General features: G+C 68.8%; 18 protein-coding genes. 10 read left to right on the forward strand and 8 right to left on the reverse strand.

Annotated elements, in window-relative coordinates; all coding sequences use genetic code 11:
* Positions 1–70: 70 nt before the first annotated feature.
* The gene (holA, locus tag E0H75_RS12300; RefSeq protein ID WP_131513626.1) at positions 71–1,069 is read left to right on the forward strand and encodes a DNA polymerase III subunit delta; all 999 of its coding nucleotides are present in this window, start codon (positions 71–73) and stop codon (positions 1,067–1,069) included.
* Between the two features lie 159 nt (positions 1,070–1,228).
* Here holA and rpsT read toward each other — a convergent pair whose 3' ends face one another.
* Together rpsT and E0H75_RS12310 are read right to left on the reverse strand one after the other, a co-directional pair.
* Positions 1,229–1,489, reverse strand: coding sequence for a 30S ribosomal protein S20 (rpsT, locus tag E0H75_RS12305; protein ID WP_131513627.1), 261 nt, complete (start codon positions 1,487–1,489; stop codon positions 1,229–1,231).
* 165 nt (positions 1,490–1,654) lie between these two features.
* Positions 1,655–2,167 carry an SRPBCC family protein gene (locus E0H75_RS12310; protein WP_131513628.1) on the reverse strand — a complete coding sequence of 171 codons (513 nt, stop codon included), beginning with the start codon at positions 2,165–2,167 and terminating at the stop codon, positions 1,655–1,657.
* Between the two features lie 141 nt (positions 2,168–2,308).
* Between E0H75_RS12310 and E0H75_RS12315 the strand changes: the two genes are divergently transcribed.
* A complete protein-coding gene (locus E0H75_RS12315) occupies positions 2,309–5,173 on the forward strand; it encodes a S8 family peptidase (protein WP_238162979.1) in 2,865 nt (954 codons plus the stop codon).
* Between the two features lie 46 nt (positions 5,174–5,219).
* Here the strand turns inward: E0H75_RS12315 and E0H75_RS12320 are convergent, their stop codons facing one another.
* From E0H75_RS12320 to E0H75_RS12330, 3 genes are read right to left on the reverse strand one after another with little or no spacing between them, the layout of a single operon-like run.
* Positions 5,220–6,380, reverse strand: coding sequence for a hypothetical protein (locus E0H75_RS12320; protein WP_131513630.1), 1,161 nt, complete (start codon positions 6,378–6,380; stop codon positions 5,220–5,222).
* Complete coding sequence (locus E0H75_RS12325) at positions 6,377–6,904, reverse strand: RNA polymerase sigma factor (protein ID WP_131513631.1); 528 nt, start codon at positions 6,902–6,904, stop codon at positions 6,377–6,379. The genes E0H75_RS12320 and E0H75_RS12325 overlap by 4 nt, the downstream gene beginning before the upstream one ends.
* Positions 6,905–6,950: 46 nt before the next feature.
* Positions 6,951–7,850 carry an aminoglycoside phosphotransferase family protein gene (locus E0H75_RS12330; RefSeq protein ID WP_131513632.1) on the reverse strand — a complete coding sequence of 300 codons (900 nt, stop codon included), beginning with the start codon at positions 7,848–7,850 and terminating at the stop codon, positions 6,951–6,953.
* Positions 7,851–7,965: 115 nt separating this feature from the next.
* Between E0H75_RS12330 and lepA the strand changes: the two genes are divergently transcribed.
* The 4 genes from lepA to E0H75_RS12350 are packed head-to-tail and all read left to right on the forward strand — an operon-like array spanning position 7,966 to position 12,636.
* Positions 7,966–9,852, forward strand: a complete 1,887-nt coding sequence (lepA, locus tag E0H75_RS12335) for a translation elongation factor 4 (protein ID WP_202872968.1) — start codon at positions 7,966–7,968, stop codon at positions 9,850–9,852.
* Positions 9,852–10,757, forward strand: coding sequence for an aminoglycoside phosphotransferase family protein (locus E0H75_RS12340; RefSeq protein ID WP_131513633.1), 906 nt, complete (start codon positions 9,852–9,854; stop codon positions 10,755–10,757). Before lepA ends, E0H75_RS12340 begins: the two co-directional genes overlap by 1 nt.
* A gap of 44 nt (positions 10,758–10,801) precedes the next feature.
* On the forward strand, positions 10,802–11,428 hold the full coding sequence (locus tag E0H75_RS12345; protein ID WP_131513634.1) for an MOSC domain-containing protein: 627 nt from the start codon (positions 10,802–10,804) through the stop codon (positions 11,426–11,428).
* Positions 11,425–12,636, forward strand: coding sequence for an MFS transporter (locus E0H75_RS12350; RefSeq protein WP_131513635.1), 1,212 nt, complete (start codon positions 11,425–11,427; stop codon positions 12,634–12,636). The genes E0H75_RS12345 and E0H75_RS12350 overlap by 4 nt, the downstream gene beginning before the upstream one ends.
* A 164-nt stretch (positions 12,637–12,800) precedes the next feature.
* Here the strand turns inward: E0H75_RS12350 and E0H75_RS12355 are convergent, their stop codons facing one another.
* The 3 genes from E0H75_RS12355 to kduI are packed head-to-tail and all read right to left on the reverse strand — an operon-like array spanning position 12,801 to position 15,180.
* Positions 12,801–13,565 (reverse strand): IclR family transcriptional regulator, encoded by a 765-nt coding sequence (locus tag E0H75_RS12355; protein ID WP_238162980.1) that lies wholly within the window; start codon positions 13,563–13,565, stop codon positions 12,801–12,803.
* Between the two features lie 20 nt (positions 13,566–13,585).
* Positions 13,586–14,347 carry an SDR family oxidoreductase gene (locus E0H75_RS12360; protein WP_131513636.1) on the reverse strand — a complete coding sequence of 254 codons (762 nt, stop codon included), beginning with the start codon at positions 14,345–14,347 and terminating at the stop codon, positions 13,586–13,588.
* Positions 14,344–15,180 carry a 5-dehydro-4-deoxy-D-glucuronate isomerase gene (gene kduI, locus E0H75_RS12365; protein WP_131513637.1) on the reverse strand — a complete coding sequence of 279 codons (837 nt, stop codon included), beginning with the start codon at positions 15,178–15,180 and terminating at the stop codon, positions 14,344–14,346. Before kduI ends, E0H75_RS12360 begins: the two co-directional genes overlap by 4 nt.
* A gap of 141 nt (positions 15,181–15,321) precedes the next feature.
* On the opposite strand from kduI, the gene E0H75_RS12370 reads away from it, so the two are divergent.
* The 4 genes from E0H75_RS12370 (at position 15,322) to E0H75_RS12385 (ending at position 21,139) form a co-directional block, all read left to right on the forward strand.
* Positions 15,322–16,824 carry a sodium:solute symporter family protein gene (locus E0H75_RS12370; RefSeq protein ID WP_131513638.1) on the forward strand — a complete coding sequence of 501 codons (1,503 nt, stop codon included), beginning with the start codon at positions 15,322–15,324 and terminating at the stop codon, positions 16,822–16,824.
* A 53-nt stretch (positions 16,825–16,877) separates the two neighbouring features.
* Positions 16,878–17,063: a tautomerase family protein gene (locus tag E0H75_RS12375; RefSeq protein WP_131513639.1), complete on the forward strand. Its 186-nt coding sequence runs from the start codon at positions 16,878–16,880 to the stop codon at positions 17,061–17,063.
* 192 nt (positions 17,064–17,255) lie between these two features.
* On the forward strand, positions 17,256–18,281 hold the full coding sequence (locus E0H75_RS12380; protein ID WP_131513640.1) for an aspartate-semialdehyde dehydrogenase: 1,026 nt from the start codon (positions 17,256–17,258) through the stop codon (positions 18,279–18,281).
* A gap of 92 nt (positions 18,282–18,373) precedes the next feature.
* Entirely contained in the window at positions 18,374–21,139 is a 2,766-nt protein-coding gene (locus E0H75_RS12385; RefSeq protein WP_131513641.1) for an AfsR/SARP family transcriptional regulator, read from the forward strand.
* Positions 21,140–21,237 lie beyond the last annotated feature (98 nt).

Below are 21,237 nucleotides of genomic sequence, written 5' to 3' on the forward strand. Positions count from 1 at the left end.
GCCATCCTTGCCGGTCGGTGCAAGCGACCTCCAGCGAGTTTCTGTCGACGGGACATGGGATGCTGGCCGGGTGGCTGCTCGTAGGGGTTCCGCGCCCAAGCTGGGCGACGTACTGCTGGTGACCGGTGCCGAGGCGTTCCTCGCGGACCGGGCCGTCAAGTCGGCGATCGCCGCGGTGTCCAAGGAAGCGGCGTCCAGAGGTGGTGCCGACGTCGAGGTGACGGACGTCGATGCGACCGGGCTGGACGTGGGGGTGTTCGCGGAGCTGACTGGGCCCTCGCTGTTCGCGAGTGAGCGCGTCCTGGTCATGCGAGCGTTGGAGAACCTGCCGTCCGACATGGTCCCGCACCTGCTCGAGTACGCCGGCAGTCCGTCGGACGACGTACTGGTCGTGCTGGTGCACTCAGGCGGCCAGAAGGGCAAAGGCGTCCTCGACAAGTTGCGCAAGGCATCGGTCAATGAGGTCGTGGCGACGGCTCCGAAGGCGTGGGAGTTGCCGCAGTTCGTGGCGGGGGAGATCCGGCTGCTCGGCGGCAGTGTGGACGAGCGGGCGTCGTCGGCCCTGGTCGACGCGGTCGGTCATGATCTGCGCGCGCTGGCTGGGGCATGTTCCCAGTTGGTGTCCGACTCGGGCGGGCAGGCGGTCACGGCCGAGCTGATCGGGCAGTACTTCGGTGGTCGCGCGGAGGTGACGAGTTTCGCGGTTGCGGATGCGGCCATCGCGGGCCGGACCGAGCCGGCGCTGGAGCAGTTGCGGTGGGCGCTGGACTGTGGCGTCGCGCCTGTGCTGGTGACGAGCGCGATGGCGGGCGGTCTGCGCGGGCTGGCGAAGTTCTCGAGTGCGCCGGGCGGGCTTCGCGAGGCGGATCTGGCCCGGGAGGTCGGCGTACCGCCGTGGAAGCTGAAGCAGCTGAAGCAGCAGGTTCGCGGGTGGACCCCGGGCGGGCTGGCGACCGCGATCAAGGCGGTGGCCCAGGCCGACGCCGACGTGAAGGGCGCCTCAGGCGACGCCGGCTACGCCCTCGAGCGAATGGTCATCACCGTAAGCCGCTCCCACGGCCGCCGCTAACCCCAGCCAGTCGACCGCGACGTTCGGCCCCCAAGGACGGTCGAGCCGCAAGCCGACGAATCCCGGGCGAGCCTAGGGGATCCCGGGCGATCCTATTGGATCCCGGGCACGCAAAAACGATCGGCCGGTCTAGGACGGGCCGATCGTTGGCGGGCTGCCTCAGAGAGAGGCGGCCTTCTTGAAGATGGCCGACTTGCGGTTCGCGGCCTGGTTGGCGTGGATGACGCCCTTGCTGACGGCCTTGTCGAGCAGGCGGCCGGCCGTGCGGGCCTGCTCCTGCGCCTTCGCGGCGTCGCCGCCCTCGGCAGCCTCGTTGAAGCGGCGAACAGCCGTCTTGAGGGTCGACTTCACCGACTTGTTGCGAAGTCGCGCAGCCTCGTTCTGGCGGTTGCGCTTGATCTGGGACTTGATGTTCGCCACGTGAGCAGAGCCTCGATCAGGAGTATGCGGTCATTAACAGGAAGGTGTCGCGCGCACGGCTGTACACCACCCGTGGGTGCGCGAAGAGCCAGATTACCAACAAGCCACCGCCAGCTCCAAACCCAGCCACCCCGGCGACAACCTGGGCCAGCCTGGGCGACGACGTCAGTCTGCCTCGGCCGCGGTCTTCAGCCGCTCCAGCGTCACCCGGATCCCGCGCCGATTGAGCCGCGTCCGATCCCCGAACACGCGCTGAAACACCGTCCGCAGCACCACCGGCCGACGATCCGTCCACGACTCCCTCACCTCACACCCGTCGACGGTCGGCGCGAACTCGTAGCTCCACAGCGAGATCGGCACCGGCCCGAAGTGGATCCAGAACGCGAACCGCCGCCCCGGCTCAGCCTCCACCACCCGCCCCTGCGTGAACCACCGCAGCGCGCCCACCCGGTTGTGCCCAACAAACCGCGCACCCACCACCGGCCCCGCCGTACCCGACGTCCAACTGACCCGCGTGCACTCCGGACTCCACTCACCCATCCGAGGCAAATCACTGACCAGCCCATAAACCCGCTCCGCCGAAGCCCCCACCGCAACGCACTCCACCAAGTCCGCCATAACCCTCCTCCGCCAACCCATATCCTGCCCGAGCGTGACATAGCGACTACTGGGCGGCATACTCGGGCGCTCCGTCGCTGTCTGAGGAGTTTTGTGTTTCGTCGTATGCCGGTTGTTGTGGTTACTGCGGTTGTTGCCTCGTTGGCGGGGGTTCCGCTTATCGCTCGTGCGGCCAACGCGTTGCAGAGCGGTGAGACAGCAGTGGCGGCTGATCCGCTGGTGAAGCGGTCTGACACCGGGTCTTACATCGTCCAGCTCGATGACGCACCGGTGGCGGAGTACGGCGGTGACATCGCCGGACTGCCTGCCACACGTGTGCTGCCGGGCGCGAAGTTGGTGAAGACGGCCGGCCAGGTCGTCGGGTACGTCAAGCACCTGGCCGAGGAGCGCGAGCAAGTCCTGAAGGCAGTGCCCGGGGCAACGAAGCTCTACGACTACAGCTACACGTACTCAGGTTTCTCCGCGCAGATGTCGTACGACGAAGCCGTCAAGCTGGCCAAGTCGTCCGGAGTGAAGAGCGTCGAGCCGAACGAGCTCCAAAAGCAGGACACCGTCGACACACCGCGCTTCCTAGGCATGGACAGCGCGTGGCAGCAGGCCGGTGGGGTGGACAAGGCCGGCGACGGCGTGATCATCGGTGTCATCGACTCGGGCTTCGTCCCCGAGCGGGCCGGCTTCGCGCCGATGACGACCACCAAGCGGTCGGATGCGATCGTCGCGAAGAAGTGGAAGGGCACCTGCCAGGCCGGCGAGGAGGCGCCCGTCACCTGCAACAACAAGGTGATCGGCGCCCGGTACTTCGACAAGGGCATCGGCAGCCGACCGATCGCGGAGGAGTTCAAGTCGCCGCGGGACTACGGCGGTCACGGCACCCACACGGCCAGTACGGCGGGCGGCAACCACGGCGTCGAGATGAGCGTCATGGGTCGGGACTACGGCAAGGGCTCCGGCATCGCCCCGCACGCACGGCTGGCGATCTACAAGGTGCTCTGGGCAGTCGACCAGAGCGGTGGCGGCAGCGGCACCGACGCGGACATCGTGGCCGGTATCGATGCAGCGGTCGCGGACGGTGTGGACGTGATCAACTACTCGGTCTCCGGCTCTGGCTCGACGTACGTGAATGCCACCGGCCTGGCCTTCCTGCGGGCCGCGAAGGCGGGCGTGTTCGTGGCGACGAGCGCAGGCAACACCGGACCGGGCGAGTCCACTGTCGGCAAGACCTACCCCTGGGTGACGACGGTTGCCAACGGCACCCATGACCGCGACATCCAGACCACCGTCGAACTCGGCGACGGCAAGTCCTACACCGGCGCGGGCATCGGCGCCGGTACGCCGTCCGCCCCCGTGATCCTGGCCAAGAACGCCGGCGCGGACGAGACCGACCTGTGCCAAGCCGGCACGCTCGACCCGGCGAAGGTCAAGGGCAAGATCGTGGTCTGCGACCGCGGCGTGAACGACCGGGTCGACAAGAGTGCGCAGGTGAAGAAGGCCGGCGGCGTCGGCATGATTCTGCTCAACATCACCCCGGGCACGCTGGACGCCGACCTGCACACAGTCCCGACCGTGCACCTCGACGACAAGGTCGCGCCCGCGGTCAAGGCGTACGTCGGCGGTACGGCGAACCCGACCGCCACCATCGGCCCCGGTAAGCCGGTCCGCGTGACAGCACCGAAGGTCGCGACCTCGTCCAGCCGCGGCCCGTCCGCGGCCGGCAACGGCGACCTGCTCAAGCCGGACATCATGGCGCCCGGCACGAACGTGCTCGCCGCGACGACCGCGTTCAGCGCGGCCGGTGGCGAGTACGCATTCATGAGCGGTACGTCGATGGCGTCGCCACACATCGCCGGCGCCGCAGCGGTGCTGAAGGGCAGGCACCCGGACTGGTCCCCGATGGCGATCAAGTCGGCGCTGCTGACCACCGGCACCGACCAGGACACCAGCGGCAAACCGATCCGGAACGACTCCGGCTCAGAGGCCAACCCGTTCGGGTACGGCGCCGGCCTCGTGCAGCCGAAGAAGGCGATGGACCCCGGTCTGGTCTACGACTCGTCGTACGCCGACTGGGCCAAGTTCGTCTGCGGCTCCGGCCAGGTGCCGGCGACGCACGAGTTGTGTGCGGGCGGCAAGATCGACCCGAGCGACCTGAACTACCCGACGATCGCGGTCGGCGACCTGGCCGGCAAGCAGACCGTCACTCGTACGGTGAAGAACGTCGGTCAACTGCCAGAGGTGTACTTCCCGAAGGTGGAGGGCCTCAAGGGGGTCAAGGTGACCGTGACACCGCGCCTCCTGATCACGCTGCCCGGCCACACGGCGACGTACAAGGTCACCTTCGAGAACACGGGCGCGCCACTCGAGCAGTACGCGTTCGGCAAGCTGACCTGGAAGTCGAACCAGCACGCGGTGACCAGCACGCTCGCGATGAAGCCACTCATGGTCAAAGCGCCGACGCAGGTCACCGGCACCGGCACCACCGGCTCCGCAAGCGTGCCGATCACTGCGGGCTACACGGGCACGCTCACCACGACGTCGGTCGGTCTGACGCCGGCGACCACCGCACAAGCCGGCCTGAAGAACCCCGGCGGGGTGTCGTTCCCGACCGCGAACCCGCAGGTCAACGACCACGTCGCCAAGTTCACCGTGAACATCCAGGCCGGTGTGAAGTACGCCCGGTTCTCCACATTCGATGCGGACTATCCAGCCGGCACCGACCTCGACGTTTTCGTCTACCAGGCGGGGATGAAGACCCTGCTCGGCAGCAGCACCGGCGGCACGGCCGAGGAGCAGGTCAACCTCCCGGCACCCGCAGGCGGCGCGGTCGATGTGTACGTCGATCTGTTCGCCGGAGCCGATGAGCAGCAGGTGAAGCTCGACCACTGGGAGCTGCAGAACCCTGAGGACAACCTCACCGTCACGCCGTCGTCGCAACCAGTCCAGGTGGCAGGCGAGACCACTGTCACCGCCCAGTGGTCCGGCCTGACCGCCGGCACGCGGTACCTGGGACAACTCCACTACTCCGACGGCGCCGACGGCTCCGGCGCGACCGTCCTCCGCGTGGACAGCTAGTACATCGGCTCAGCAGGCAACCAGCCTGCTGAGCCGATGTCGGGGGTCAGGGCTGTACCAGCGCGATGATCTCGTTGCGCTTGGCGATCACGAGCTGCTTGCACTCGCCGGTCGCGACGCCGCACCGGAAGATCTTCTGCGCCGGCTGAGAGTCGTCGACGAGGATCAGATTGGCCGGGTCCTCGAAAACGCCACCGTCGGCCATCCTGGACCTGGCCGGGAGCCCCAGCTCGGTGGTCTTCCCGGTGGCGATGTCGACGGCGACCCCCGTGCTGAGGGCGATCGTCGCTCCGTCCGGCGACAGCGTCGCGTACGGCGCGCGCTGGGTCGCGACCTCGAAGCAGTATTCACGCTTCACCACGAGTCCCTTCGCGCCCAGCGTGGCGGCCTTGGCGCAGGCCTTCTGGCTGCCCGTGCTGCTCAACAGCACGACGGTGCCGCTGCCGCGCGCCACCTCCAGCTCACCAGCGAGATTCCCGGCCGTCCGCACCTCGCTCGATCCGGGCTGCCACACGGTCACCGGCCGGGCACCCGGGGAGTGCGGATTCATCCAGATGCCGTCCGTGTTCCAGCCGAGGAGCTCGAGGTTCGGGGTCTGGACGGTGACGCTCGACACCTCCTTGCCGTTCTTGAGGTCGACGACGACCACGCGACCGGTCTTGTCGCCGTACGTCGAGAGCGCGACGGCGATCTCGCGTCCGTCGGGCGAGACCGTCGAGTTGATGGCGCCGAGCGGTCCGATCGGCCTGACCTTGCCGGCCGGCGAGACGACCGCGGCCTGCGACTTCTTCGGATCGGGGTACCCGGTGTCGACGAGCCAGCCGCCGTCGACCCGCGCCCGGACGTCCCCCTTCACCCCCGGGTTCTCGACGGTCCCGCCGCGGTCGTGGAGGACGGCCCACCAGGTGTCGAGCGGGTTGTCCGGGTTGTTCTGGACGGTGACCGCATACGGGATCGACGGTGCCTGCGTCGACACCGCGGCCGGCAGGCCGGACACGGACGGCTGGTGGTCGGACAGACCGCGGAGGAACGGTACGGCCAGGAGCAGTGCGGCGGCGATGCCGGCGGCGGCCAGGGCCATCGGCGCCCAGCGCCGGGTCGAGCTGCCGGTGCTGTCCAGCTCCAGGCCCGGGCCCTGAGCGGAGCCAGGCACAGTGTTGGCCTCGGCGTGCAGATAGTCGCGCAGGCGGGTTTCGGTGTCGTTCATCGGACTTCCTCAAGCTTCTGGGTCAGGGCCGTGAGGCCACGGGAGGCGGTCGCCCGGGCGGTGGACGGGCTGATCCCGAGGATCTGGGCGATCTCGTCGAACGGGAGATCGAGGTAGTAGCGCAGTACGAGCACCTCCCGGCTGCGGGCAGGCAACGCCTGCAGTGCGCGTCTGACCTGCAGCCGGTCCTCACCGAGTACGGCGGTGCTCTCGGCGGAGTCGTGTGGTTCCTCGTGCGGCGGGGTGTAGAGCTGCGCTGTCCGGCGACGGCGCAGCACCGACCGGCAGCGGTTCACCACAGTGGTCCGCAGCCACCCGAGCGCCTTGTCGTTGTCCCGGAGCGGCCAGTGCCGATACAGGTCGGTGAAGGCCTCCTGTACGGCGTCCTCGGCCGCGGGCCAGTCGTTCACCACCAGCACGGCCAGGCGGACCAGCCCGGCCCAGTGCCGGCTGTAGAGCTCCGACACCGCGGTTCGCGCGTCGTCGTGCGCCAGAGACCCGACCGGTCCTCTGATACTCACCATTGAATTCGTCACACCCAGGAGACGCGCGACGCGCCGAAACGCTGCGTCAGGCGAGACGCTCCCGGACCCAGTCCAGGTGGATCAAGGCGTGCTTGCGCTGCCAGGGCCGGATGGTGGGTAGGCCAGGCGGGGCCGGCTGGAACGCGCCCCACCACAGGCCGCCCGCGACGGCGGCGAGGAAGCCGGTGATCGCCACGTCACCCGACAGCGGCGGCAGCGTGACCGACTCGCGCATGTCCGCCTGCAGAATGACCTCGTCGGTCCACGGTGGCGCCAACGCTGCGTGCGCCCAATCGATGAAGACCACCCGGTCGTCGGTCAGGATGATGTTGTCGGCGCGCAGATCCCAGTGCGACAGGGCCTTACCCCCCGCCAACGCCCGCAACCCGATCCGGGCCAGCTCCGCCAGCTCGTCCTCGCGTCCGGCCACCCAGTCGGGTACGTCCAGTCCGTCCGCGATGACGTTGTCCCAACGACTCAGGAACTCCTCACTCCGTACGGCGGCGAGCGGCGCGTCCGGCCACGGTGAAGGGTCGAGTGCTGCGGTCAGCTCGGCGAGAGCTTCCAGGACACGGTCGGCCTCGTGCTGTTCCCACGGGTGGGACGGCAGCCAGCCCTCGATGTCCTCCAGGAGCAGCCCGACCCAGTCGCCGTCGTCGTACACGTCGTACAGCGCCGGGGCCGTCGGCAACGGGCCGACACCCTGGATCGCGGCGATCTCGTTGCGGAACAGCGTCGGGGTCTTCGGGTTGAGCGACGTACCGACGGTCTTGACGAAGGCGCGGCGGCCGGACGCGGTCACCAGGCGGGCGGCGACGCCGGGGGAGAACCCGCCCTGCTGGGTCGTGGCGGAGACCACCACCGACCCGAGCGCGCGTTCCACCCACGCCCGCACCCCGGCGGGCACCTCCTCGAAGGGCAACCGGACCCCTGCAGCGTGTGCCATGCCCACAGACGGTAGGCGCCGGGCGGGTCCGCCCGCTCGCGATTTTCGAATCCGCTGGCCCCGCATGGGATGATTGACCGATTGCCCGTCACCCGAGCTGAACTGGATCCCCTCCGTGCCCGCTGGCCCCACGACCGTGCCTCAGCCGGGTCGTACCGACCCGTCGCTGATCCGGAACTTCTGCATCATCGCCCACATCGACCACGGCAAATCGACGCTGGCCGACCGGATGCTGCAGATCACCGGGGTGGTCGACGACCGCTCGATGCGGGCGCAGTACCTGGACCGGATGGACATCGAGCGTGAGCGCGGCATCACGATCAAGTCGCAGGCGGTCCGGTTGCCGTTCACGCCCGGACCCGACTCCCCGGGTGGCCTGCTCGCCCCGGACGGTACGACGTACATCCTGAACATGATCGACACCCCCGGGCACGTGGACTTCACCTACGAGGTGTCGCGGTCGCTGGAGGCGTGTGAGGGTGCGGTGCTGCTGGTCGACGCCGCGCAGGGCATCGAGGCGCAAACGCTGGCGAACCTGTACCTCGCGCTGAACGCGGACCTGCACATCATCCCGGTGCTGAACAAGATCGACCTGCCCAGCGCGCAGCCGGAGAAGTACGCCGCCGAGCTGGCCCACATCATCGGCTGCGACCCGTCCGACGTACTCAAGGTGTCGGCGAAGACCGGCGAGGGCGTCGAGGAGCTGCTCAGTGAGATCGTGGCGCAGGTCGAGCCGCCGAAGGGCGTCAAGGACGCGCCGCCGCGGGCCCTGATCTTCGACTCGGTGTACGACACCTACCGCGGCGTGGTCACCTACGTCCGCGTCGTCGACGGGGAGCTGACCCACCGGGACCGGATCAAGATGATGTCGACCGGCGCGGTCCACGAGATGCTCGAGGTCGGCGTGATCTCGCCGGAGCCGATGAAGACGCCGAGTATCGGTGTGGGTGAGGTCGGTTACCTGATCACCGGCGTGAAGGACGTCCGCCAGTCCCGGGTCGGTGACACCGTCACCGCGGCCGTGCGCGGCGCGACCGAAGCGCTCGGCGGCTACAAGCATCCGCAGCCGATGGTGTACTCCGGGCTGTTCCCGATCGACGGCGACGACTACCCGACGCTGCGGGACGCACTCGAGCGGCTGCAGCTGAACGACGCGGCCCTGCAGTACGAGCCGGAGACCTCGGGTGCGCTCGGGTTCGGGTTCCGCTGCGGCTTCCTCGGCCTGCTGCACATGGAGATCGTCCGCGAGCGGCTCGAGCGCGAGTTCGACCTCGACCTGATCTCGACCGCGCCGAACGTCGTCTACCGGGTCGAGATGGAGGACGGCAAGGAGCACGTCGTCACCAACCCGAGCGAGTTCCCCGAGGGCAAGATCGCCGAGATCTACGAGCCGGTGGTGAAGGCGACCATCCTCAGCCCGAAGGACTTCATCGGCGTGATCATGGAGCTGTGCCAGGCCAAGCGGGGCAACCTGCAGGGCATGGACTACCTGTCCGAGGACCGGGTCGAGCTCCGCTACACGCTGCCGCTGGCCGAGATCGTCTTCGACTTCTTCGACCAGCTCAAGTCGAAGACCAAGGGCTACGCCTCGCTCGACTACGAGCCGACCGGTGAGCAGGCGGCCGCGCTGGTCAAGGTGGACATTCTGCTGCAGGGCGAGACCGTCGACGCGTTCTCGGCGATCGTGCACCGCGACAACGCGTACTCCTACGGCGTCGCGCTGGCCGGCAAGCTGAAGGAACTGATCCCCAGGCAGCAGTTCGAGGTGCCGATCCAGGCCGCGATCGGGTCCCGCATCATCGCCCGCGAGTCGATCCGGGCGATGCGCAAGGACGTGCTGGCCAAGTGTTACGGCGGTGACATCACCCGTAAGCGCAAGCTGCTGGAGAAGCAGAAGGAAGGCAAGAAGCGGATGAAGATGGTCGGCCGGGTCGAGGTGCCGCAGGAGGCCTTCATCGCCGCCCTGCGCACCACCGACACCGGGGAGAAGGCCAAGAAGTAGTGCCGGTCGACATCCCCGCCGGGTTGCTGGTCGTCGCGTCGCGCGGTCCGGACTGGGCGGACTGGCTCGACCGCCTGCCGCGGCTCACCCGCGAACTGCTCGACGAGTGGCAGTTGCGTGTCGACGGTACGTCGGCGTACGGGAACTGTGCTCTGGTCGTCCCGGTGACGACGGCGGACGGGCAGCGCGCCGTACTGAAGGTGCAGTTCCCGCACTGGGAGGCGGAGACCGAGCATCTCGCGCTGCGGGCGTGGGCCGGGAACGGCGTGGTCCAGTTGCTGCGGGCCGATCCGCGCCGGTTCGCGTTGCTGCTCGAGCGGCTGGAACCGCGGGACCTGACCACGATCGATGCCCTCGACGCCTGCGAGATCGTTGGCGGCACCTACAAGCGGTTGCATGTCCCGGCCGGCCCGCAGTTCCGCACGCTATCGGGTGAGCTGAAGCGGTGGCTCGAACGGTTCCGGCAGTTGCCGGCCTCGGCGCCGGTCCCGCATCGGTACGTCGAGCAGGCGATCGCGCTGTCCGAGGACTTCGTCGCGGACCCGGCGACCGACGGCCGGCTGGTCCACACCGATCTGCACTACGAGAATATGCTGGCGGCAGAACGCGAGCCCTGGCTGGTGATCGACCCGAAGCCGTTGTCCGGCGACCCGCACTTCGAGGTCGCGCCGCTGATCTGGAACCGCTGGGACGAAGTCGTTGCCTCCGGCGACCTTCGGTTCGCGGTCAAACAGCGTTTCTACACGGCGATCGACGCGGCCGGCCTGGACGAGGAGCGCGCCCGCGACTGGGTGATCGTCCGGCAGATGCTCAATGTCTTGTGGACGCTGGAGGACGCCGACGAATCATTGCCGCAGGACTGGCTCACCCGCAACATCGCCATCGTGAAGGCCATCCAGGATTAGAAATTCGGTGGAGACCGCGGGCCGGGCGAGGGAGTATGCCCGGTATGCGGGTGCTGACGGTCAACGTGGTGGAGAAGCTGATTCCGGGTCCGAAGGAGACCGGTCTCACGGCCATCGACAAGCGACCGCAGGCGGGCCGAGTACAGGTCGGTGAGCTCGGGCTCACCGGTGACATGGTGTGCGACACCAAGAACCACGGCGGCCCCGACCTGGCGCTCTACGCGTACGCCGACGAGGACGCCAACTGGTGGTCCGCGCAACTGGGCCGGGAGATCCCGACCGGGCTTTTCGGTGAGAACCTGCGCACCGGGGGCCTCGACATCACCGGCGCATTGCTGGGCGAGACCTGGCGGATCGGTGCCGAGGTCGAGGTCATGGTCCGGGCGCCGCGGATCCCGTGCATCACGTTCCAGCACAGGATGCAGGAGCCGCACTGGGTCAAGCGATTCCACCAAGCCGGCCGTCCGGGCGCCTATCTGAAGGTACTGCGGACCGGATCCATCGGTGCCGGTGATCCGGTCGAGGTGCTGAGCCGGCCGGACCACGAGGTCACCATCGGCGTCATGTTCGGCCAGCAGGAACCGGCGAAGATGCAGCGAATGCTGGAGTCCGACGTCGACCTGATGGATGAGCTCCGCGAGACCGCGCAGCGCGTGGTGGCGCGCGCATGAGGGGTCTGCTGCCCGCACCTGGACCGCTTCGCCCACTCGCACTGGCCACCCTGCTCAGCCGGGTCGGCAACGGGCTGCTGATGACGGTCAGCGTGCTGTACTTCACCCGGATCGTCGGATTGTCGATCGCACAGGTTGGTCTCGGGCTCACCGTCGCCGGACTGTTCGGTCTGCTGTCGGCCGTGCCGATGGGGCATCTGGCCGACCGCCGCGGCCCGCGCACACTGTTCGTCATCCTGAGCCTCATGCTCTGCGGCGTGTCGCTGCTCTATCTGCTGGTGGACACCTTCTGGCAGTTCCTGATCGTGTCGATCGTGCTGACTGCCTTCGACCGGGGCGCCGGAGCCGTCCGGGGCGCACTGATCGCCGCCATCACGCAGGGGGCGGGCCGGGTTGCTGCCCGCGCCTACCTGCGGGCCGTGACCAACATCGGCATCATGGCCGGCGCCGGAATCGGTGCGTTCGCCCTGCACTTCGACACGAGTACGGCGTACCGGTTGATGTTCGTGCTCGACGCGGTGCTCAGTGCGATCGCGGCGTTCGTCGTACTGGCTGTGCCTGCTGTGGCACCGCTCGAACGAAGCGACGACGGGCCGGTCTGGGTCGCCCTGCGCGATCGCGGGTATCTCGCGGTGGCCGCGCTGAACGCCGCGATGTCGATCCACTACGCCATCTTCGACGTGGCGATCCCGCTCTGGGTGGTCGACCACACCGAGGCGCCGCGCTGGATGGTCGCCCTGACACTCATCATCAACACCGTGGTGGTCGCGCTCTTCCAGGTCCGGTCCTCGCGCGGGATCTCGGATCTGACCACGGCCGCGCGGGCCACCCGGACCGCCGGACTGTTGCTCCTGGCATCGATGGTCCTGTTCGCCGGCGCCTCCTGGGGCAACGCGGCCGTCGCGGTCGGCCTGCTCGCCCTCGGTGCTCTGGTCCAGGTAGCCGGCGAACTCCTGCAGTCCTCCGGCTCGTTCCTGCTCAGCTTCGAACTCGCCGCCGAGCACGCCCAAGGCCAGTACCAAGGCGTTTGGAACACCAGCATGTCCATCAGCACGATGGTCGCCCCAACCATCCTGGCCTTGCTCCCACTGGGTCTCGGGGTCCCCGGCTGGATCATCCTGGGCGTCTGGTTCGCCGCGGCCGGCCTCCTGTTCGTCCCCGTCGTCCGCTGGGCCGGCGCCCGACGTACAGCTCAGCTCGTCATGTAGTCATGGATCGTGGCGGTTGCTTCCGTGCAGCGCCACGTTCGATCCTCGAGAATCTGGAGGCGGTCGTGCAGCGCCCGTCGCACCTGGTCGGGGCGCCCATGTGAGAGCTCGTCCAGGACACCCCGGACCACGTCGAACGGCGCCCGCTACACCAGCGCCACGAGTTAGTGAGTGGGCTCCAGGTAGCCGAGGGCGGCGGAGATCTTGCGGGCGGCTTCGATGGCGGCGGGAGCCATCAGCGCGACCTGGGCGATGGATTGCTCGAGGGAGAGTGTGGAGATGCTGACGGCGGCGATCGCCGTGCCGGTGTGGTCGTGGATGACCGAGGCGACGCAGCGGATGCCCGGCTCGTTCTCCTCGTCGTCCAGCGCGTAGCCGCGGGTGCGGACCTGGGCGAGGTCGGCCTTGAGCGCGGCCGCGGTGGTGTGGGTCAGGGGAGTGCGGGCGGGCAGGCCGGTGCGGGTGATGTGCGCGTCGAGAGCCTCGTCGTCCTTCTCGGCCAGCAGTGCCTTGCCGATGCCAGTGCAGTGCAGCCAGAACGCCTTGCCCACGCGAGACGGCATCCGGTACGGTTTCGGCCCGTCGAGACGCGCGACGTAGATCGCCTCGTCACCGTTGAGCAGGCCGACGTGGACGGTGCAACGAGTCTGCGCGACCAGATCCGCGAGGACCGGGCGGGCGACCGTGGCCAGGTCGACGTTGGTGAGGGCGTGACCCGCGAGCCGAAGTGCCTTCGGACCTGGGTGGTACGACCCGTCCTCCGCCTGGGCGACGAACTCGTGCTCCACCAGCGACGCCATGATCCGGTGCACCGTCGACTTCGCCAGGCCGGTCGCGTTCACGACGTCGGTGAAGCGCGAGTGCTCCAGTACGGCGTCCAGCACCATCAGCGTCTTGTCGATGGCCGAGGGCGAACTCATGTCGGTCATCCTGCCACTCCTCACGTCACCTACCGGGCCAGCCAGCCACCGTCGACCGCGAGCACGTGCCCGTTGACGTAGTCGGCCGCCGCCGAAGCCAGGAAGACCGCGGCGCCGACCAGGTCCTCCGCCCGCCCCCAGCGGCCGGCCGGGATGCGCTCCCGGATGGCGGCGTCGCGGGCAGGGTCCGCGCGCAGCTCGGTGGTGTTGTCGGTACTGATGTAGCCGGGTGCGATCGCGTTCACCTGAACCCCGGCCGGACCCCATTCGTTGGCCAGTGCCCGGGTCAGTCCCGCGACCGCGTGCTTACTGGCAGTGTAGGCCGGAACCCTGACCCCGCCCTGGAAACTCAGCAGCGAGGCGATCGTGACGATCTTGCCGGTACGCCGTTCGGCCATCGCGGCACCGATCGGCCGGGTCACGGCCCAGGTGGAGTTGAGGTTCACGTCGATCACGTGCCGCCAGTCGGCGGTGCTGGTCTCGGCCGCCGGCCCGCGCCGGATCGTTCCCGCATTGTTGACCAGGATGTCGATCCGCCGCGTCCGCGCCAGCTCGATCGCGGTCGCCTCCACCGCGTCCGGATCGGCGAAGTCGGCGATGACGACCGTCGCCTCACCGCCGCCGTTCTGCTTGATCGCTTCGAGCGTGTCCTCGAGCGCGGCGTCGCGCGCCATCAGGATCAGGTCGGCGCCGGCCGCGGCGTACCCGGCCGCGATCGCCGCCCCGATACCCCGCCGGGCTCCGGTGACGAGCGCCGTACGCCCGCGGAGGCTGAACGGGTCAGCCGTCACCGCAGCTCCCGGACGTCGACGCCGTCCATGTCCCCGAACGCCTGGTTCTCGCCCGCCATCGCCCACACGAAGCTGTACGACGAGGTGCCCGCGCCGGAGTGGATCGACCAGCTGGGCGAGATGATCACCTGGCGATCCGCAACCAGCAGATGCCGGGTCTCGTCGGGTTCGCCGAGCAGGTGGACGATCCGCTCGGTCTCGGGCAGCCCGAAGTACAGATAGCACTCGGTCCGACGGTCGTGCGTGTGCGCGGGCATCGTGTTCCAGGTGCTCCCGGCGTGCAGCGTGGTGACGCCGAGCACGATCTGGCAGCTGCGGACGCCGTCGGCGTGGATGTACTGGTCGATCGTGCGGCGGTTCGCGGTCTGCTGGTCGCCGAGTTCGAGCCGGTTGCCTTCACCGGGATTGACCAACGTGGTCGGGAACTCGGTGTGGGCGGCGGCCGAGAACAGGTAGAACGCCGCGTCCGAGCCCTCGAAGACGACCTCGCGAGCCCCGCGGCCGGCGTACAGGCAGGCTCCGGTCGGCAGCTCGTACTTCGTGCCGTCCGCGGTGACCGTGCCCGGACCGCCGACGTTGACGATGCCGGCCTCGCGGCGTTCGAGGAAGTACTCGCTGCGCAGCTCCGGCCAGGTGCCGAGCGTCAGTGGACCGTTCGCGGGGCGGGCGCCGGCCAGCACGATCCGGTCGTGGTGGGTGAGCACCGCGGTGATCGTGCCGGGCGTGAACAGGTTGTCGACGAGGTAGTGCGAGCGCAGGGCGGCGGTGTCGAAGCCGGGCACCTGATCGGGGTGGGTGGCATGCCTGATGTGGAGGGGCGGCTGAGCATTCACGGAACTAGGTTCTAATCGACGGAACCTCCTGTCAACCGTGGAACCGGACCGAGAAAGGTTCCAGGTTCCGTGTCTTGACACCAAGTTCTGTTCAGTGGAACCTTTCCAGTCACTCGCCCATCGCCCCTGGGAGGATCTCTGATGACCGCACTGGACTGGACGGTCCTGGTCGGCTATTTCGTGCTGATGGTGCTGATCGGGGTCTGGTCGCGCACCAAGATCAAAACGGTCGTCGACTACTTCACGACCGGTGGCCGGATCCCGTGGTGGCTGTCCGGCATCTCGCACCACATGTCCGGCTACAGCGCGGTCATGTTCGTCGCCTTCGCCGCGGTCGCCTACAGCTACGGCATCACCGTCTACGTCTGGTGGGCGGTGTCGATCGGGGTCGGCGTCGGCATCGGCGCGTTCCTGTTCGCCGCCCGCTGGAACCGATTGCGCTCCAAACACGGCGTCGTCTCACCACTGGAGTACCTGGCCCGCCGCTACAACCTGCCGACCCAGCAGGCGCTCGCGTACTCCGGTGCCGCGCTGAAGGTTGTCGACATCGCGTCGAAGTGGGTGGCGATCGCCGTACTGCTGAACGGATTCACCGGCGTACCGATGCGGTGGGGGATCCTGCTCACCGGCGTGGTCACGATGCTGTACGCGACGCTCGGTGGGCTGTGGGCCGACGTACTCACCGACTTCGGGCAGTTCGTCATCCAGTTCGCGGCCGGCATCGCGATGTTCGTCGGCGTGATGGCGCACCTGGACGGCGTACCGACGCTGTGGAAGATGTGGGACCAGTTGCCGGCCGGCCACGGTGACGCGCTGAACGGGCCCTACACCCCGATCTTCCTGATCGCGTTCCTGTTCATCAAGACGTTCGAGTACAACGGCGGCATGTGGAACCTGGCGCAGCGGTACATGGCCGCGCCGTCCGGGTCCGAGGCCAAGCGGTCCGCGCTGCTGTCGTCGGTGCTGTGGCTGGTCTGGCCGCTGATCCTGTTCATCCCGATGTGCGCCGCGCCGCTGCTGGTCCACCCGGGCAAGCCGGAGCAGTCGTACGTCGAACTGGCGCAACTGCTGCTGCCGACCGGACTGATCGGGCTGGTGCTGGCTGGGTTCTTCTCGCACACGATGGCGATGGTGGCCTCGGACGCGAACGTGATCTCGTCCGTGATCACCCGCGATTTGGCGCCGGTGCTGGTGCCGAAGGTGCGCCGGCTGACCGATGCCGGGGCGCTGAAGTTCGCGCGGATCACGACGTTCACGTTCGTCACGCTGAGCATGCTGATCGCGATCGCGACCAACGGTGAAGGTGTGGTGCTGAAGATCGTCGTCGACCTGGTCGCCGCGACCATGGGGCCGATCTCGATCCCGCTGATGCTCGGTCTGCTGCCGTGGTTCCGGCGCTGCGGGGCGCGGGCCGCGCTGGCGTCGTGGGCGATCGGACTGGTGGTCTGGGCGATCGTGAAGTGGGGCCTCGACTCCACCGACACCACCCTGGTCGTCGCGTTGCCGCTGGCAACTTCCTTGGTCGTGTACGTCGGCCTCGGGCTGCTGCTGCCGGAGCGTCGTACCGACGTGGACGAGCTGGTTTCGTCGCTGGACACCGACCCCGACGACCTCACGACGAGACGGGCCGCCGCCGTCGGCTGAACCCTGGAACACTGTCCCACAACACAGAACCGCCAACTCTCTGGAGAATCTGTATGCCGAACATCACCGTCGAACTCCTCTCCGGCCGCACCCTCGACCAGCGCCGCGAGTTCGTCGCCGCCGTCACCGAGTCCGCCATCGCCATCCTCGGCGCCAAGGGCGAGTCCGTCCGCATCGTGTTCACCGAGATCGAGACGACCGACGTCGCCAACGGCGGCACCCTCGTCGCCGACGCCTGAGGGCCGCGGTCCGGCGCCTCTCCCGCCCCGAGGCGCCGGACCGCCGGCACTCATCAATGCCGTCGAAGGCCCCGAACGCAACCCGCCTGAGCGTGAGCACACCCGGCGAGCGCGCATTGATGAGTGCCGGCGGTCCGGCCGCATGCTGAAACTCGCAGGCGTCAGGGCGGTGCGCCCATTACCGTTTCCGGCATGCGAGTAGGAGTTTTCGGAGCCACAGGACAGGTCGGCAGCGTGATGCGAGAGCTGCTGGTCGAGCGCGAGTTCCCGGTTGACGAGGTGCGGTACTTCGCGTCGGCGCGGTCGGCAGGGAGCAAGCTGCCGTTCGGGGACACCGAGGTGACGGTGGAGGACTCCGCGACGGCGGACTTCAGCGGCCTCGACCTCGCGCTGTTCTCGAACGGGAAGACGGCCTCGAAGGAGTACGCGCCGAAGGTGGCCGCGGCCGGGGCCGTCGTGGTGGACAACTCATCGGGCTGGCGGATGGACCCGGAGGTGCCGCTCGTCGTGTCCGAGGTGAACCCGGGCGACCTCGACCACCTCCCGAAGAACATCGTCGCGAACCCGAACTGCACGACGATGGCCGCGATGCCCGTCCTCGCCCCGCTGCACCGCGAGGCGACCCTGACCCGCCTGATCGTCTCCACCTACCAGGCCGTCTCCGGCTCCGGCGGGGTCGGCGTCAGCGAGCTCGAGGACCAGGCGAAGGCCCTGATCGAGTACGGCGGCCGCCTCGCTCGCGGCACCGACGGCGTCCCCCTCCCCGAGCCCAAGGTGTACGCCGGCCCGATCGCGTTCAACGTCCTGCCGCTGGCCGGGTCGATCGTTGCCGACGGCACCGGTGAGACCGACGAGGAGCAGAAGCTGCGGAACGAGAGCCGCAAGATCCTGCACATCCCGGACCTCCCGGTCGCCGGCACCTGCGTCCGGGTGCCCGTGTTCACCGGTCACTCGCTGAGCATCCACGCCGAGTTCGCGGAGCCGATCAGCCCGGAGCGCGCCACCGAGATCCTCGGTTCGGCGGCGGGCGTCGTACTCGCGGAGCTGCCGACGCCGCAGCTCGCGGTCGGCCAGGACCCGTCGTACGTCGGCCGGATCCGGCAGGACCAGTCCGTCCCGGGCAACCGCGGCCTGGTGCTGTTCGTGTCGAACGACAACCTCCGCAAGGGCGCCGCCCTGAACGCCGTACAGATCGCGGAGCTCCTCGCCCGGCGCTGATCGCAGAGCGTTCGTTTGAATGTGCGGCCCTCGTGCGGAGGGGCGCCGATGGACCAGCCGCGAGGATAGGGTGAGGTCTCCTTCGTGCGGAGGTGACCGAGCTGGAGCAAGGGGCTGTGATCGGATCCGCGAATCTGCGGTTCCGGTTGCTGGGGACGGTGGAGGTTCGGACCGCCGACGGTGACGTCGTTCCGCTGCCGTCACATCGTCCGGCGGTGCTGCTGGCCGCCCTGTTGCTGCGGCTGAACCGGACCGTGCGGGCCGACGATCTCGTCGACGTGCTCTGGGATGACGACGATCTCCCGACGAGTCCGCGGGCGGCGCTGCAGATCTACGTGTCCCGGTTGCGCGCGGCGCTGGGCGACACCGATCGGACGATGATCCAGACCGGCGACGGCGGGTACTCCCTGCGGGCGGACCCGTCCCGGCTCGACCTCGAGGTGTTTCGGGTCTTGGTACGGCGGGCCGGTGAGACGACGGATCCCTCGGCCAGGGCCGAACTCCTCACCGAGGCCCTCGCGCTCTGGCGAGGCGAGCCGCTCGCCGGCCTGGACACGGGCGCTCTCACTCGAGAGATGACTCCGCGCCTGGTCGAGGAGCACCTCCGGGCCTTGGAGCTGTCGTTCGACGCCCGGCTCGCGCAGGGCGGCGCGGCCGACGTCATCCCCGAACTCACCGAGCTCGTCCAGCGATACCCGACCCGGGAGCGCTTCTGGGCCCAGCTCATGCGCGCCCATCACGCGGCCGGGCGGCAGGCTCTCGCGCTGTCGACGTACAGCGAGGTGTCGCGGCGGCTCCGCGATCTCCTCGGCGTCGGACCCGGTGCCGAGCTCCAACGGCTGCATGCCGAGCTGCTCGCCGCGACCGACACCGAGAGCATGGTCGTACCGCGGCAGCTGCCATCCGTCGCACCGGCGTTCGCCGGCCGCACCGAGCACCTCCGGCAGCTCGACGACCTCCTGCCGGGCTCGCGCGTCGCGCTGGTCATCGGCCCGGCCGGGATCGGCAAGACATCGCTGGCGATCCACTGGGCCAAGCAGGTCGCGGACCGCTTCCCGGACGGCATCCTGTACGCCGACCTGCTCGGCTACTCGCCTGCCGCGGTCCCGGCGGACCCGCTCTCGGTGCTGCCCCGGTTCCTGGCCGCGCTGGGGATCCCGGCCGACCGCCTCCCGGTGACCGCGGACGAACAGGTCGGGTTGTACCGCAGCCTGCTCGTCGACCGTTCGGTCCTGGTCGTGCTGGACAACGCCCGTACGGCGGAGCAGGTCCGGCCGCTCGCGGCCACCGGCGCGACCTGTATCACCCTCGTCACCAGCCGCAACGAACTCGCGGGTCTGGTCGCTACCGAGCAGGCCGAGCCGATCCGGCTCGACGTACTCGACCCGGACCAGTCGAGACAGTTGCTCGTGGCAAGAGTCGGCGAACGCCGGTTGCGCGAGGATCCGGCCAGCGTCGACACCCTGATCGACCGGTGCGCCGGTCTTCCGCTGGCGCTGTCGCTGCTCGCCGCCCAGATCGCGCTGCGGCCGCGGCGAGAGCTGAAGTCGTTCGTCGAACTGGTCAACGAGGCGCCGCTCGACGCGCTGGCGACCACCGACGGAGTCGACGTACGGACGATCTTCTCCTGGTCCTACCGGCAGCTGCGGCCTGAGCTGGCGCGCACGTTCCGGTTGCTCGCGCAGCACCCCGGCAGTGAGATCACCACGGGTGCCGCAGCAGCCTTGGCCGGTACGCCGATCCGCGACGCCCGGAACATGGTCGCCGTACTGGTGGCCAATCACCAGCTGGTCGAGATCACACCGGATCGCTACGTGCTGCACGATCTGCTGCGGACGTATGCGCGCGAGCTGTGCGAGCCCGACGAGGCCTCGGCCGCGTTCACACGATTGCTCGGTTACCTGGTGCACACCGGGTTCGCTGGAGCGTTGCTGCTTGCTCCGAGCCGGGAGCCGGTCGAGTTGCCTGAGCTCGATCCGGCGGTGGAGCTCGTGCTGCCGGCCAGTCGCGACGAGGCATTCGCCTGGTTCGACTCGGAGCAGCCGAACAATCTCGCCGTACTGCAGTCCGCTGCCGGGCGGGCCGATCAGTGGCTCTGGCTGTATGTGTGGGCGATCGCGGACTATCTCGACTTCCGCGGCCGGTCCGGGTACATGGAGGCCGAGGGACTGGCGCTCGAGGCGGCGGTGCGACTCGGTGACCTGCGCAAGCAGGCTCAGACACGCCGCGACCTCGCCCGCGGCCACATGGCGATGCGGGAGTGGGACGACGCCATCCGGCACCACGAACTCGCCATGGGGATCGCGGAGGAGCTCGACGACCAGCCCGCGATCGCCCACGGGTCGCTGAGCCTGGCCCGCGTGCTCACCCGGATGGGCAAGCATCGCGAGGCGATCGAGAAGACTATCCGCGCGCTGCGGATCTACGAGCGCACCGGGCACACTGACCCGCGAGGGACGGCACTGAACAACCTCGGCTGGTACTACGCGCAGCTCGGCGAGTACGAGGCTGCGGTCGACTATGCACAGCAGGCGCTGAAGCTCTTCGAGGAGCAGGACTCGGAGTACGGGCGTGCCGTCGTCAGCGACACGATGGCCTTTGCACTGGCTGCCGCCGGCCGGCTCGACGACGCGATCGCCAGCTACACGACCGCGGTCGACATCGTGCGCGCCCAGGGCCGTCGCCTGGAGACGGCCGAGTGCCTGATGGCGCGGGCCGGCGTCGAGGAGCGAGCCGGGTACGACGACGCGGCCCATGCCAGTTGGACCGAGGCGCTGGAGATCCTGGAGGCTCTCGATCACCCCGATGCCGAGGCGGCCCGGCACGCCCTGGATCAGCAGCGGTTGAACGGACAGTAAGACTGGAGGCACCGGCCGTAGGTACCTGTTCCCTGTTGCGGAAACGTAATGCAGAAGGCTGCCGTGGGTACGCGAGTGCCATGGTCAGCGGTGCCCGG

The organism is Kribbella capetownensis, assembly GCF_004331485.1.
Taxonomy (GTDB): domain Bacteria; phylum Actinomycetota; class Actinomycetes; order Propionibacteriales; family Kribbellaceae; genus Kribbella; species Kribbella capetownensis.

Bases quoted from the DNA above. Each gene is read 5' to 3' on its own strand.
- E0H75_RS12370 (WP_131513638.1), top strand. From the start codon at position 15,322: ATGACCGCACTGGACTGGACGGTCCTGGTCGGCTATTTCGTGCTGATG.
- E0H75_RS12355 (WP_238162980.1), bottom strand. From the start codon at position 13,565: ATGACCGACATGAGTTCGCCCTCGGCCATCGACAAGACGCTGATGGTG.
- E0H75_RS12375 (WP_131513639.1), top strand. From the start codon at position 16,878: ATGCCGAACATCACCGTCGAACTCCTCTCCGGCCGCACCCTCGACCAG.
- E0H75_RS12330 (WP_131513632.1), bottom strand. From the start codon at position 7,850: ATGGCACACGCTGCAGGGGTCCGGTTGCCCTTCGAGGAGGTGCCCGCC.
- E0H75_RS12345 (WP_131513634.1), top strand. From the start codon at position 10,802: ATGCGGGTGCTGACGGTCAACGTGGTGGAGAAGCTGATTCCGGGTCCG.
- E0H75_RS12350 (WP_131513635.1), top strand. From the start codon at position 11,425: ATGAGGGGTCTGCTGCCCGCACCTGGACCGCTTCGCCCACTCGCACTG.
- E0H75_RS12320 (WP_131513630.1), bottom strand. From the start codon at position 6,380: ATGAACGACACCGAAACCCGCCTGCGCGACTATCTGCACGCCGAGGCC.
- E0H75_RS12380 (WP_131513640.1), top strand. From the start codon at position 17,256: ATGCGAGTAGGAGTTTTCGGAGCCACAGGACAGGTCGGCAGCGTGATG.
- E0H75_RS12325 (WP_131513631.1), bottom strand. From the start codon at position 6,904: ATGGTGAGTATCAGAGGACCGGTCGGGTCTCTGGCGCACGACGACGCG.
- E0H75_RS12310 (WP_131513628.1), bottom strand. From the start codon at position 2,167: ATGCCGCCCAGTAGTCGCTATGTCACGCTCGGGCAGGATATGGGTTGG.